The organism is Salinivibrio sp. SS3, from assembly GCF_001722105.1.
Classification (GTDB): Bacteria; Pseudomonadota; Gammaproteobacteria; order Enterobacterales; family Vibrionaceae; genus Salinivibrio; species Salinivibrio kushneri.
Genome location: NZ_MEBQ01000045.1, coordinates 90,801 through 104,297 on the forward strand (window position 1 = coordinate 90,801; position 13,497 = coordinate 104,297).

Below are 13,497 nucleotides of genomic sequence, written 5' to 3' on the forward strand. Positions count from 1 at the left end.
GGTCGACGCTGAGTGAGCGTACGTGTTATTGAAAACGCATGGATAAATCGAGCGCGGTCACGTGCTTGGTAAGCGCGCCCACGGAAATATAATCCACTCCGGTGGCGGCGTATTCTGCCAACGTCTCGAGCGTGACGTTCCCCGAGACTTCTAGCGCCACACGGTCTTGATTTAAGGCTACTGCCTCACGCATCATCGGCACGCTAAAGTTATCCAGCATCACAATATCGGCACCCGCCTCAATGGCTTGTTTTAGCTCATCCAAATTTTCTGTCTCTACTTCCACCGGTTTATCTGGATTCAGACGACGAGCCTCTTGCACCGCATTGGCAATCCCGCCACAGGCGAGAATATGATTTTCTTTGATCAAATACGCATCAAACACACCAATACGGTGATTGTGTCCGCCGCCACAAGCGACAGCATATTTGAGTGCACTGCGCAGTCCCGGAATGGTCTTACGCGTGTCGAGCAATTTGGTGTGGGTGCCGTTGAGCGCTGCTACATAGGTTGCCGTTTTACTGGCGCAGCCTGACAAGGTCTGGATAAAGTTCATCGCATTGCGTTCACCGGTCAACAAAACACGCGAGGGGCCTTGTAAGGTACACAGCGATTGATTGGCGGTGATGGCGTCGCCATCGGCAACATGCCACGTCAAGGTGACGTCGCCACCGAGCTGATGAAAAACTTCATCCGCATAGGCACGGCCACAGAAAACGCCATCTTCTCGGGTGATCAGTGTCGCGGTGGATACCGAGTCGGCCGGGATCAGGCTAGCGGTGATGTCTTTGCTGGCGTCGATGTCGCCATCCAGATCTTCTCGCAGTGCGTCGGTCACCGCGCGGGTCACGTCGGCGCGGAGGTGAGAGGTGAGATAGGCCAGGCGGCGCTCGCTGTCATGGACAGCATGAAAAGGGGTCGATGTCATCATGGCTTACCGCGGTCATCAAAAAAGTGGTCGAATGATAACGCTGGTGATAACGAAATGCAGCTTTTCTCTCTCGTTTCCCCGTATTCGTCTATCTTTTTATTCATATTCTGTCTTTTAACTTGTCTACACTTTAGGCAGGAACAGTCAAAGAGGTGATGCCATGAAGCGAGGGTTAGCGCTGGTGGCCATGATAGCGATCGCGTTTATTGGGTTCCGTACGTGGCAGCAACTCAGGCCGCCAGTGTCCGAACCATTATCATCACTGGCTATTGCGGTTTCGCTCACCCCCCTGTCTGCCCCGATTATTGTGGCCAAAGAGCAGGGACTATTTAAAAAGCATGGTATTGCGATGACGCTTAAGCCTGTCCATGGCGGGGTAAAGAGTTTTCAAACTTTAATGTCAGGAGAGGTGGACTTAGCGACTACCTCAGAGACGGTGGTGATGTTTAACAGTTTTGAGCGCGATGATTTTAATGTGCTAACCAGCTTTGTCGAGTCAGATAACGATGTCAAACTCTGGTCTATTGACCGTGAGATTAGCGGATCGTTGGCGCACGCGCTCGACAATGCACGCGTGGGCATTGTTGCGTCGAGTGCCAGTGAGTATTTCTTTGACTCCTTGCTGCAATTGCACGACATTCCGAGAGAGCGGGTGGAAAAAGTTGGCTATCCTCCCGAAGCACTGCCCAAAGCGCTTCTCGACGAGAAGGTGGATGTGATAGCCATATGGGAGCCCTACGGCTATCAGCTCCTCAAGCAGTCCAACCAGCCGGTGCATTCGCTTGATAGTAAAGGTCTGCACAGCCTCTCTTTTCTGTTAGTCAGTGATCGCTTGTTAGTCAACAAGCAGCACCAGGACATGCAACGGGTTGTCAGTGCGCTAGATGACGCGGTGAACTTTATTCATCAACATCCAGAGCGGGCTAAAGTACAGGTTTCCGCGTATCTTGACATGTCAGACGATAAACTCAGCTGGCTATGGCAAGATTACTTATTCCGCCTTTCATTGAATGATTCGTTACTACTGCGGTTAAAAAACCAAGCGCGATGGGCGCAAGAAGCGGGCTTAGTGGAAGGGAGCACGCCGTCATTCCGCCATATACTCAACCCGGGCCCCTTGGTTGAGGCCACGCAAAAAGTGAGTTTATTAGAATGAAGATCGGTCAGCAGCTCAGTATAGTTGTGTATGCCTGTACGGCGCTCACCTTTATTACGCTGTTAATTACGGTTGAACTTTTTTATAAACAAAATCAAATTCAGTCACGGTTAGACAGCATCATGGCGGTACACTCTCAGATTGATAGCCTGCGTGGCCGTCTATGGTTGTATCGTCAATATCCCAGTGCGCAAACGCGCCAAGATGTGAATCAGTCGACCCATGCATTGCGTGCGCAGTTAGACAGCGATGAACTTGCGTTACCGCCGCAGTCCGCGCAGTCAATCCGGCTCGCGGCAAATAGTATTGACCGCCTATTGTCAGTAACAGCCGGGCAGTTAAGCGTTGCTCCTTCCGTGGATGAAGGGCGTTTGATGCTGTTTTCACGTTTCAATGTGTTGCTACAGGCGATGAGTGAAACGGCCTTTTCGGTACGGCAGCAGGTGATTCACCAATCTGGACAACAACAGAAAAAACTGTTGGTTGTGCATGGCGGCGTGCTGGTGGTTTTAGCCTTGTTGGTGACCATCTTCGTGACCCGCTTACGGCGGCGACTAACTCGTCGCCTAAAGGTATTGCATTCGACCATTACGCAAATAAAGCAAGGTGATCTGACCACGGAGTTAACCTTAACTGACAAGGATGAACTGACTGAGCTAGCTGATCATGTTGATGAGATGAAGCGAGCACTGAGCCACACCATGGTGGACAAAAAGCAGTTGAGCGAAGAAGTCGCACGGCAAACGCAACAGCTTCGTGAGCAGCAGCATCAACTCAAATTCCTGGCTGAACGCGATGAGTTGACGGGCCTCTTTAACCGACGTGCGTTTGAATCACATGTGGAGGTGGCGGTGATGCGGGCCAATCGCGCCCAAACCAATGCGGCGTTATTATTCATTGATTTAAATGATTTTAAGCAAGTCAATGACACCTACGGACATGGGGTCGGTGATGAGCTTCTCAAAGTGGTCGGTCATCGCTTGAAACAATGCGTGCGTCGCTCTGATTTGGTTGGCCGCTTGGGGGGAGATGAGTTCATTGTCTGGCTGGACTTATTAGCGGATAAATCGGCGCTGAATGAAGTGATCACCCGTATCCAAGACGAAATGCACGCGCCAATACAGGTTGCCGATACCTCCTTGTCACTGACCATTAGCATCGGCGTAAGTTGCTTCCCCACGGATGGGCTCGAGCTACAGCAAATGATGAATCAAGCCGATGCCGCCATGTATTACGCCAAAAATCACCCTGAAGCGCGTTGTTGCTTGTATTCCAATCTTCCGACTGACCAGATAAAGTAGCGATTTTGCTCAAGTGGATCGGATATGTCTTTTTCACAGATTGACAATCATTGGTTGGTAGGCGCGCGCGCTTGTCTGTCTCCTCATCATAACCAACGCCCAGATAGCAAGGATATCTCCTTGCTGGTGATCCACAACATCAGTCTGCCGCCCGGTCAGTTCGACGGTCCCTATATTGAGCAGTTTTTTCAGGGGCATCTCGACCCCTCGGCACATCCTTACTTTGCCGAGATCGCATCGCTTCGCGTCTCCGCCCACCTACTGATCCGACGAGATGGAAGTGTGATCCAGTTTGTACCATTCAGTGCGCGTGCATGGCATGCTGGCGCTTCGTGTTTTGACGGTCGGCAGCAATGTAACGATTTTTCTATCGGTATTGAGCTAGAGGGCACAGACACACATCCATACACCGATCAGCAGTACCAATCGTTAGCGGCGATCACGCAGACGCTGATGCAGTCCTACCCAGCCATTACTCGTGATCGAATCACAGGACACCAACATATTGCCCCAGGCCGTAAAACGGATCCTGGGGTAGCGTTTGACTGGAAAAAGTTACACGCACTGATTTAGATGCCTATTGCATTGACTGAACTAAATGGTCTGACCAATTTAAAGGGGCGGGATATTCATGGCTGTCAGGCTAAAAATACACAGGTTTCCATGATGTCAATCAAAGTTCAGGTGGACAGAATACCCGCTGTCTGGTAACTTTAGGGATCAATAAAGTAATTGGTCTTACCAATTTACAATCAGTCAATCTCTGTAGCTAAGCGCCAAGCTTGGGGGGCAGATGGTCAATAAATACAATGGCATATCAGCGAATTCGTCAACCTAAACTCTCGGATGTAATTGAAAAAGAGCTCGAGGGCTTAATTCTGGAAGGGACCTTGTCTCCAGGCCAGAAGTTACCGCCTGAACGAGAGTTAGCGACGCAATTTGATGTGTCTCGCCCGTCAGTGCGCGAAGCGATTCAACGGCTTGAAGTCAAAAAGCTACTGACGCGCAAGCAAGGTGGCGGCACCTTTGTCAGTGAACGCCTTTGGCAACGCTTCTCTGAGCCATTGCTAGAGTTATTGGCGGACCATCCAGAAACCCAGCTTGACTTATTGGAGTCACGGCATGCTTTAGAGGGGATTTCTTCTTATTTTGCCGCATTACGGGGAACAGAAGAGGATTTTTCTCGCATTGAAGACTGTCATGACGCCATTCGCCAAGCGCAGCAAAGTGGGGACTTAGAGGCAGAAGCCTCGGCTGTGATGCAGTATCTCGTTGCCGTAACGGAAGCGGCGCATAATGTGGTGTTACTTCACATCATGCGCAGTCTCGCGCCGTTACTGGAACAGAATATTTTGCAAAATTTTGAGCTACTTTATCGCCGTCAAGAGACGGTGGAAAACGTCAGCCGACACCGAGCTGAGATAGTGGATGCGATTACCGCTGGTGAACCAGAAAAAGCCAGACAAGCGTCGCATGCACACTTGGCTTACATTGAGGAAACTCTGTTGGATCTTGGTCGAGAAGAAAGCCGTCGCGAACGGTCTCTACGTCGAATTCAACAACGCAAGGACGAGTTGGAGTAGCCTTATTCGCACCGATAGAAACGCGAAGGGCACTGCAGCTGCGACAACGTTTGTTTTGTACGAGTCAATCAACGAAAGGATAGATCGCCATGTCTGAAGTCATGAAACATGACGTGGACGCACTTGAAACACAAGAGTGGTTGCAAGCTCTTGAGTCAGTCGTTCGTGAAGAAGGTGTAGAACGTGCCCAGTTCCTTCTGGAGCAAGTATTAGGGCAAGCACGTTTGGACGGTGTTGACATGCCAACGGGCGTGACCACCAACTATGTAAATACCATTCCTGCTGATCAAGAACCTGCTTACCCAGGTGATGTGAATCTGGAACGCCGTATCCGTTCTATCATTCGTTGGAACGCAATCATGATCGTGTTGCGTGCGTCCAAGAAGGATTTAGAGCTGGGTGGCCACATGGCATCATTCCAGTCTTCGGCGGCATTTTATGAAACCTGCTTTAACCACTTCTTCCGTGCGCCTAACGAGAAAGACGGTGGCGACCTGGTGTATTATCAAGGTCATATTTCTCCAGGTATCTATTCACGTGCCTTTGTTGAAGGCCGCTTGAGCGAAGAGCAGCTCGACAACTTCCGTCAGGAAGTCGATGGAAAAGGGGTGTCTTCATATCCGCACCCGAAACTGATGCCTGAGTTCTGGCAGTTCCCCACCGTATCTATGGGTCTAGCTCCGCTTGCGTCTATCTATCAAGCGCGTTTCCTCAAATACCTCAACGGTCGTGGCCTAAAAGACACCTCTGAGCAGCGTGTTTATGCGTTCCTGGGTGACGGTGAGATGGATGAGCCAGAGTCACGCGGTGCGCTGTCATTCGCAGCCCGTGAAAACCTGGATAACCTCTGCTTCTTGATTAACTGTAACCTGCAGCGCCTTGATGGTCCTGTAATGGGTAACGGTAAAATCGTTCAAGAGCTGGAAGGCCTCTTTAAAGGCGCTGGCTGGAACGTGATCAAAGTGGTTTGGGGCTCTGGCTGGGACAAACTGCTGGCGAAAGACACCTCAGGTAAATTGCTGCAGTTGATGAATGAAACCATCGACGGTGATTACCAGACGTTCAAATCGAAAGACGGCGCTTACGTCCGCGAACACTTCTTCGGCAAGTACCCAGAAACGGCAGCCTTGGTTGCAGACATGACTGACGAAGAGATCTTTGCGCTTAAGCGTGGTGGCCACGAGCCATCTAAATTGTTTGCTGCCTTCAAAGCAGCACAAGAGTGCAATGACCGTCCAACCGTGATCTTGGCGAAAACCGTTAAAGGTTATGGCATGGGTGAAGCGGCTGAAGGGAAAAACATCGCGCACCAAGTCAAGAAAATGGACATGACCCATGTTCACGCGATGCGTGATCGTCTTGGCCTACAAGACTTGTTGTCTGACGACGATGTACAAAATCTGAAGTACCTGAAGTTGGAAGAAGGCTCTGCCGAGTACGAATACCTGCACGCACGTCGTAAGGCACTACACGGTTATACCCCACAGCGTCTGCCGAAATTTACGCAAGAACTGACATTGCCAAAACTGGACGATTTCTCGGCGCTACTGTCTGAGCAGAAACGTGATATCTCTACCACCATGGCGTTTGTACGTTCTTTGAATGTATTGCTGAAAGACAAGAGCATTGGCAAGAACATTGTGCCAATCATTGCCGACGAAGCGCGTACATTCGGTATGGAAGGCTTGTTCCGTCAAGTAGGTATCTACAACCCGCAGGGTCAGACTTATACCCCAGAAGATCGCGGTGTGGTGTCTTACTACAAAGAAGACGAAGGCGGCCAAGTACTGCAAGAAGGGATCAACGAGCTAGGCGCGATGTCATCGTGGGTAGCCGCGGCGACCTCTTACAGCACTAATGATCTGCCCATGATCCCATTCTACATCTACTACTCAATGTTCGGCTTCCAACGTGTTGGCGACATGGCGTGGATGGCGGGTGACCAGCAAGCGCGTGGTTTCCTATTAGGTGCGACTGCCGGTCGTACTACCTTGAACGGTGAAGGTCTACAACACGAAGACGGTCACAGCCATATTTTGGCAAGCACGGTACCTAACTGTGTCGCTTACGACCCAACCTTCGCGTACGAAGTGGCGGTGATCATGCAAGACGGTATCCGTCGCATGTACGGTCCTGACCAAGAAAACATCTACTACTACCTGACGCTGATGAACGAAAACTATCATCAGCCAGCCATGCCTGAGGGCGCGGAAGAAGGTATCCGTAAAGGTATCTACAAGCTGGAAACCTATACGGGCGACAAAGCGAAAGTCCAGCTAATGGGCTCTGGCACCATCATGACCGAAGTGCGTAAAGCGGCGAAACTGCTGAGCGATGAGTTCGGTGTGGCGTCTGACGTATACAGCGTGACCTCGTTCAACGAGCTGGCACGTGACGGTCAAGATGTCGATCGTTTCAACATGCTGAACCCAGATGCAGAAAGCAAAGTGCCTTACATCCAAACCGTGATGGGCACAGAGCCAGCGATTGCTGCGACTGACTACATGAAGAACTATGCTGACCAAGTTCGTGCGTTTGTCCCAGCTGAATCTTACAAAGTACTGGGCACTGACGGCTTTGGCCGTTCAGACAGCCGTGAAAACCTTCGTCGTCACTTTGAAGTGAACGCAGGCTATGTGGTTGTAGCGGCACTTAATGAGCTGGCTAAGCGTGGCGATGTTGACAAGAAAGTGGTCGCAGAAGCGATCAAGAAATTCGACATCGATACCAACAAAGTAAACCCGCTGTTCGCGTAAGAGGCTGAAATAATGTCAATCGAGATTAATGTACCTGACATCGGTGCGGATGAAGTAGAAGTGACTGAGATCCTTGTCAGCGTGGGTGACAAGGTTGAAGAAGAGCAGTCGTTAATCACCGTTGAGGGTGATAAAGCATCCATGGAAGTCCCTGCATCACAAGCGGGTGTGGTCAAGGAAATTAAAATTGCCGAGGGTGACAAAGTCACCACCGGCTCTTTGATGATGATCTTTGAAGCGGAAGGTGCCGCACCAAGCGCCCCTGCGGAAGAGGCGGCTCCCACTGCCCCTGCTGCAGCACCAGCGGCTACATCAGAAATCAAAGAAGTGCACGTGCCTGATATCGGCGGTGACGAAGTTGAAGTGACCGACATCATGGTGGCGGTAGGCGACAGCGTCGACGAAGAGCAATCATTGATCACCGTTGAAGGCGACAAAGCGTCAATGGAAGTGCCGGCACCGTTTGCGGGCACTGTTAAAGAGATCAAAATTGCTTCAGGTGACAAGGTATCAACTGGCTCTTTGATCATGATGTTTGAAGTCGGCAGCAGTGCCCCTGCCGAGGCACCTGCCCAGGCTGCACCTGCGGCCCCTGCTGCGTCAGAAGCAAAAGATGTCAACGTTCCTGACATTGGCGGTGATGAAGTCGAAGTGACTGACATCATGGTCGCTGTAGGCGATACGGTTGAAGAAGAGCAATCTTTGATCACCGTTGAAGGCGACAAAGCGTCAATGGAAGTGCCGGCACCGTTTGCGGGCACAGTGAAAGAAATCAAAATCGCCGCGGGCGATAAAGTGTCTACTGGCTCGCACATCATGGTGTTCGAGGTGGCGGGTAGTGCACCTGCGGCACCAGCAGCGGCATCTGCACCTGCTGCAGAGGAAAAATCTGCACCCGCACCAAAAGCGGAAGCACCTGCAGCAGCTAAAGCCGACGCCGGTAAAGACGAGTTTGTTGAAAACAAAGAATACGCGCATGCGTCACCTGTTGTTCGTCGTCTCGCGCGTGAATTCGGTGTTAACTTGGCGAAAGTCAAAGGCACCGGTCGTAAAGGACGTGTACTGAAAGAAGACGTACAAGGCTATGTGAAAGAGGCGCTTAAACGTCTTGAATCTGGCGCCGCGTCTGGCTCTGGCGACGGCAGTGCACTTGGCCTGCTCCCTTGGCCGAAAGTGGACTTCAGCAAGTTCGGTGAAACGGAAGAAAAACCACTGTCTCGCATCAAGAAGATCTCGGGGGCGAACCTGGCACGTAACTGGGTGATGATCCCGCACGTGACGCAGTGGGATAACGCCGATATCACTGAAGTGGAAGCGTTCCGTAAAGAGCAAAACGCGATCGAGAAGAAGAAAGAGTCAGGCATGAAGATCACCCCATTGGTGTTCATCATGAAAGCGGCTGCTAAAGCGCTGGAAGCTTTCCCTTCATTCAACGCGTCACTGTCTGAAGACGGTGAAAGCCTGATCATGAAGAAGTATGTCAACATCGGTATCGCGGTTGACACGCCAAATGGTCTGGTCGTGCCTGTCTTTAAAGACGTGAACAAGAAAGGCATTCACGAGCTATCTGAAGAGCTGATGGTGGTATCGAAGAAAGCCCGTGGCGGTAAGCTAACGGCCTCTGATATGCAAGGTGGTTGCTTTACCATCTCTAGCCTAGGTGGCCTTGGCGGTACGGCGTTTACGCCAATCGTTAATGCGCCAGAAGTGTCTATCTTGGGTGTGTCTAAGTCAGAAATGAAGCCAGTATGGAACGGTAAGGACTTTGAACCTCGCCTGATGCTGCCGCTGTCACTGTCTTACGACCACCGTGTGATCGACGGTGCCGAAGGTGCGCGCTTTATTAGCTACCTCAACGGCCTACTGTCTGATATTCGCCGTTTGGTACTCTAATCGCAATACCAACAACCCGACTGGCCGGTCAAAGGTCGGTCGGGAATTGTTGTGCAGCTCACAGGCTATGGGTTTTTATTTTTCAGCCCATTAACATGGCTGTAAACTGTGGCTCCCAGATACCCACAACAATAAAAAAATTACCGCTCTTAGCCTGTCAGGGAATAAGACTATAACGAGGTCAGAATGAGTAAAGAAATCAAAGCGCAAGTCGTCGTCCTTGGCGCTGGTCCTGCTGGATACTCCGCCGCTTTCCGCTGTGCCGACCTAGGTTTGGAAACCGTATTGGTTGAACGTTACAACAACCTTGGCGGTGTGTGTCTAAACGTCGGCTGTATCCCATCTAAAGCCCTACTTCACGTTGCCAAAGTGATTGAAGAAGCCAAAGCCATGGCCGAGCACGGCGTGGTATTCGGTGAGCCACAAACCGATATCGACAAGATCCGCTCTTGGAAAGATAAGGTCATTGGCCAACTGACGGGTGGCTTAGGCGGTATGGCCAAGCAGCGTAAAGTGACAGTCGTCAATGGCACAGGCCGTTTCACTGGCGCCAACACCCTGTTAGTCGAAGGGGAAGAAAGCACTACCATCAACTTTGATAATGCCATCATCGCGGCTGGCTCTCGTCCAATCGAGCTGCCATTTATCCCGCATGATGATCCACGCATTTGGGACTCTACCGACGCCCTTGAGCTCAAAGAAGTGCCTGAGAAAATGCTGCTAATGGGTGGCGGTATCATCGGCCTAGAGATGGGCACCGTCTACCATGCACTCGGCTCACAGGTTGATGTGGTAGAAATGTGCGATCAGGTGATCCCTGCGGCAGATAAAGACGTGATCAAAGTCTTTACCAAGCGCATCAGCAAGAAGATGGACCTGATGCTGGAAACCAAGGTGACCGCGGTAGAAGCCAAAGAAGACGGCATCTACGTCACCATGGAGGGCAAAAAAGCCCCAGCAGAGCCTGTTCGCTATGACGCTGTTTTGGTTGCCATCGGCCGTAGCCCGAATGGCAAACTGCTTGATGCGGGCCAAGCTGGCGTTGAAGTTGACGATCGTGGCTTTATCAATGTTGATAAGCAGATGCGCACCAACGTGCCGCACATCTATGCGATCGGTGACATCGTGGGTCAACCTATGTTGGCGCACAAAGGTGTACACGAAGGCCATGTGGCCGCAGAGGTTATCTCAGGTAAGAAGCATTACTTCGATCCAAAAGTGATCCCATCGATTGCGTACACTGAGCCAGAAGTGGCGTGGGTCGGTAAAACTGAGAAAGAGTGTAAAGAAGAAGGCATTAACTACGAAGTCGCAACCTTCCCATGGGCCGCTTCAGGTCGTGCGATTGCGTCTGACTGTTCAGACGGTCTGACCAAGATGATCTTCGACAAAGATACGCACCGTGTGATCGGTGGTGCTGTCGTGGGTACCAACGGCGGTGAGCTGCTGGGTGAAATTGGTCTTGCTATCGAGATGGGTTGTGATGCCGAAGATGTCGCGCTGACGGTTCATGCTCACCCTACCTTGCACGAATCGGTTGGTTTGGCTGCAGAAGTGTTTGAAGGCTCAATCACTGATATGCCTAACCCGAAAGCGAAGAAAAAGAAATAAACCACGCGTTTATATTTTTCTGACTCAGCCCCGCTATGCGGGGCTTTTTTATATCTGTGAACCCGTGCGGATCGTGAACAAAAAAAGCGGGCCAAGGCCCGCTTCGTGCGTCAGTCGGTAGCATCGCAATGGTTTAGAGCTTAAAGCTCCCAACCAAGGTATCAAGACGTTGGGAAAGATCGCGCAGTGACTCACTCGCTTCTGCCATGGTGTTGGCGGTATCAGCGGTTTGCTGTGAGCTGTGGTTAATCTCTTCGATATTTTGGTTAATATCGTTGACCACGGTGGACTGCTCTTCAGTCGCGGTGGCCACCTGAGTGTTCATGTCCGAGATTTGTACAATCTGCTCGTTGATTGCATTGAGCGATTGTGACGCCTCATCGGAAGCATTGACCCCTTCGGCGGTCATGGTGCGGCTTTGTTCCATGGCATCTACCGCGTTGCGCGCTTCTTGCTGCAGGCGGTCAATCATAGTCTGGATTTCGTCGGTGGAGTCAGATGTGCGACTGGCCAAGCTACGTACTTCATCGGCGACAACTGCAAAGCCACGTCCTTGCTCACCGGCTCGCGCCGCTTCAATCGCCGCATTCAGCGCCAGCAAGTTGGTTTGCTCAGAGATACCGCGGATCACATCCAAAATACCGCCAATCGAATCGGTGTTTTCAGCCAAGGCGCTGATCACTTTCGACATATTCTCCATGTCATCAGCCAGGCGAGCGATGGTATCTCGTGCTTGGGTCACCACACCTTGACCACTCGCTGCATCATCAGAGGCTTGGTTGGCGGCACTGGCAGCACTGGCGGCGTTGCCTGCAATCTCATTAACGGTCGCCCCCATTTCATTGATGGCGGTCACCACTTGCACGGTGCGATCTCGCTGATACTCGCTTTGTGATTGGGTGGCGCCAGCTTGTGATGACACTTGCTCGGCCGCACTACGCAACTCACCACCGGTACGGGCAACGTCTGAGACTAAACGATGGATTTTCTCCACAAAGCTATTAAAGCCAGAGGCAAGTTGACCAATCTCATCTTGGCTGTTGATATCCACGCGTTGGCGCAGATCCCCTTCACCTTCACCAATTTCACGGAACACGTTGGCGACATATTGGATGGGTTTGGTAATGGTCGCGGCAAGCCAGACGGCAACGACGATAAAAATGAGACCGACGACGACCGATACCATCAAGATTTGATTGCGCGTTTCATTGAGAGGCGCGTAAACCTCTTCGGCAGGGACATCGGCGATAACAAACCAATCCATGGAGGGCACATAACTGGATGCCAGCAGGACTTCTTCACCATTAATACGGGTGTCGAGCAGGTTAAAATCGCCTTTTTGCAGCAAGCTGCGCGCTTGCCCACCATAAATATCACTCAGGGTTTGCTCACCCATTAGATTGGTGTCGCGGTGCAGTTGCACTAGGCCGTCAGCGTTGACCAAGAAGACAAAACCCGATTGTTCAATTTTAAATTGATTCAAAAAGCGGGTCATGTCCTCCAACGAGCGTGAAAAACCGGCTAATCCTTTACCGTTAAGCTGTTGAAAGTTGACGAACAGTTTGAGCTCGCCATTATCCTCTTGGAATACCTGGGCCATGGTGGCATTGCCACTGTCGAGGAAGTTGTAAAACCAACTGTCTTTTTCACGCGTTAACACCCGTAAAAATCCGTTCTGATTCCAATACTGCCCGGTGTTGCGGTTGGCAATGGAGGCATCATTCAAATCGTATTGCTCACGTAATACGTTGAGCTGTTTGATCACGCGGGTTTCTTCTGCAGACGTAATATCTTGGTTGATGATATCTAGCATCACCGGGTTAGAAGCCAGCTGACGTGCGGCCGATTGTAGCTGGTTTACCTCACTATCAATGGTATCTCTAAACTGGGTGAGGGTGGTGGGAAGCTCGTTTTCTAACAGGCGCTTTTCCATGATGTCGCGTGCTTGGCTTAAGCTCATATAACTGATGATGGCGGTGGAGGCGATCACCGCGGAGACAAATGCCAACACGAGTTTTTGTTTGATCGTGAGTTGCTTTAGCTTCATGCCCTTCTCTCTATTGGGTCTATTAACAGACGATAGGTTAGCGTGACAAAAATGTGATGATGTTTATGGCACTAACATCTAAGTTAGCAGATATGTGTGAATGATTGGTTATGTATCGACCATGAAACAATAAAATTGAAGCCTTTGCTTAGGATTATTGATAAAAATGACACTTTACTCGCGCTTTCAACATAAAGCGGTAAAAAGTGCATCGTCGTT

9 protein-coding genes are annotated in these 13,497 nt (G+C 50.9%); 7 read left to right on the forward strand and 2 right to left on the reverse strand.

Going from position 1 to position 13,497, the window contains the following annotated elements:
- Positions 1 to 25: 25 nt before the first annotated feature.
- Complete coding sequence (gene nadC / locus BGL48_RS14735) at positions 26 to 931, reverse strand: carboxylating nicotinate-nucleotide diphosphorylase (RefSeq protein WP_141698105.1); 906 nt, start codon at positions 929 to 931, stop codon at positions 26 to 28.
- Positions 932 to 1,091: 160 nt separating this feature from the next.
- On the opposite strand from nadC, the gene BGL48_RS14740 reads away from it, so the two are divergent.
- The 7 genes from BGL48_RS14740 (at position 1,092) to lpdA (ending at position 11,231) form a co-directional block, all read left to right on the forward strand.
- Positions 1,092 to 2,087 (forward strand): ABC transporter substrate-binding protein, encoded by a 996-nt coding sequence (locus BGL48_RS14740; protein ID WP_077659064.1) that lies wholly within the window; start codon positions 1,092 to 1,094, stop codon positions 2,085 to 2,087.
- Entirely contained in the window at positions 2,084 to 3,388 is a 1,305-nt protein-coding gene (locus BGL48_RS14745; RefSeq protein WP_069363367.1) for a diguanylate cyclase domain-containing protein, read from the forward strand. Before BGL48_RS14740 ends, BGL48_RS14745 begins: the two co-directional genes overlap by 4 nt.
- A 24-nt stretch (positions 3,389 to 3,412) precedes the next feature.
- Entirely contained in the window at positions 3,413 to 3,961 is a 549-nt protein-coding gene (gene ampD, locus BGL48_RS14750; protein ID WP_069363368.1) for a 1,6-anhydro-N-acetylmuramyl-L-alanine amidase AmpD, read from the forward strand.
- A 236-nt stretch (positions 3,962 to 4,197) separates the two neighbouring features.
- Positions 4,198 to 4,971: a pyruvate dehydrogenase complex transcriptional repressor PdhR gene (gene pdhR, locus BGL48_RS14755; protein WP_069363369.1), complete on the forward strand. Its 774-nt coding sequence runs from the start codon at positions 4,198 to 4,200 to the stop codon at positions 4,969 to 4,971.
- 89 nt (positions 4,972 to 5,060) lie between these two features.
- The gene (gene aceE, locus BGL48_RS14760; protein WP_069363370.1) at positions 5,061 to 7,727 is read left to right on the forward strand and encodes a pyruvate dehydrogenase (acetyl-transferring), homodimeric type; all 2,667 of its coding nucleotides are present in this window, start codon (positions 5,061 to 5,063) and stop codon (positions 7,725 to 7,727) included.
- A 12-nt stretch (positions 7,728 to 7,739) separates the two neighbouring features.
- Positions 7,740 to 9,620, forward strand: coding sequence for a pyruvate dehydrogenase complex dihydrolipoyllysine-residue acetyltransferase (aceF, locus tag BGL48_RS14765; protein WP_069363371.1), 1,881 nt, complete (start codon positions 7,740 to 7,742; stop codon positions 9,618 to 9,620).
- A gap of 186 nt (positions 9,621 to 9,806) precedes the next feature.
- Positions 9,807 to 11,231, forward strand: a complete 1,425-nt coding sequence (gene lpdA / locus BGL48_RS14770; protein ID WP_069363372.1) for a dihydrolipoyl dehydrogenase — start codon at positions 9,807 to 9,809, stop codon at positions 11,229 to 11,231.
- Positions 11,232 to 11,364: 133 nt separating this feature from the next.
- Here lpdA and BGL48_RS14775 read toward each other — a convergent pair whose 3' ends face one another.
- Positions 11,365 to 13,278 carry a methyl-accepting chemotaxis protein gene (locus BGL48_RS14775; RefSeq protein WP_069363373.1) on the reverse strand — a complete coding sequence of 638 codons (1,914 nt, stop codon included), beginning with the start codon at positions 13,276 to 13,278 and terminating at the stop codon, positions 11,365 to 11,367.
- Positions 13,279 to 13,497: the final 219 nt, after the last annotated feature.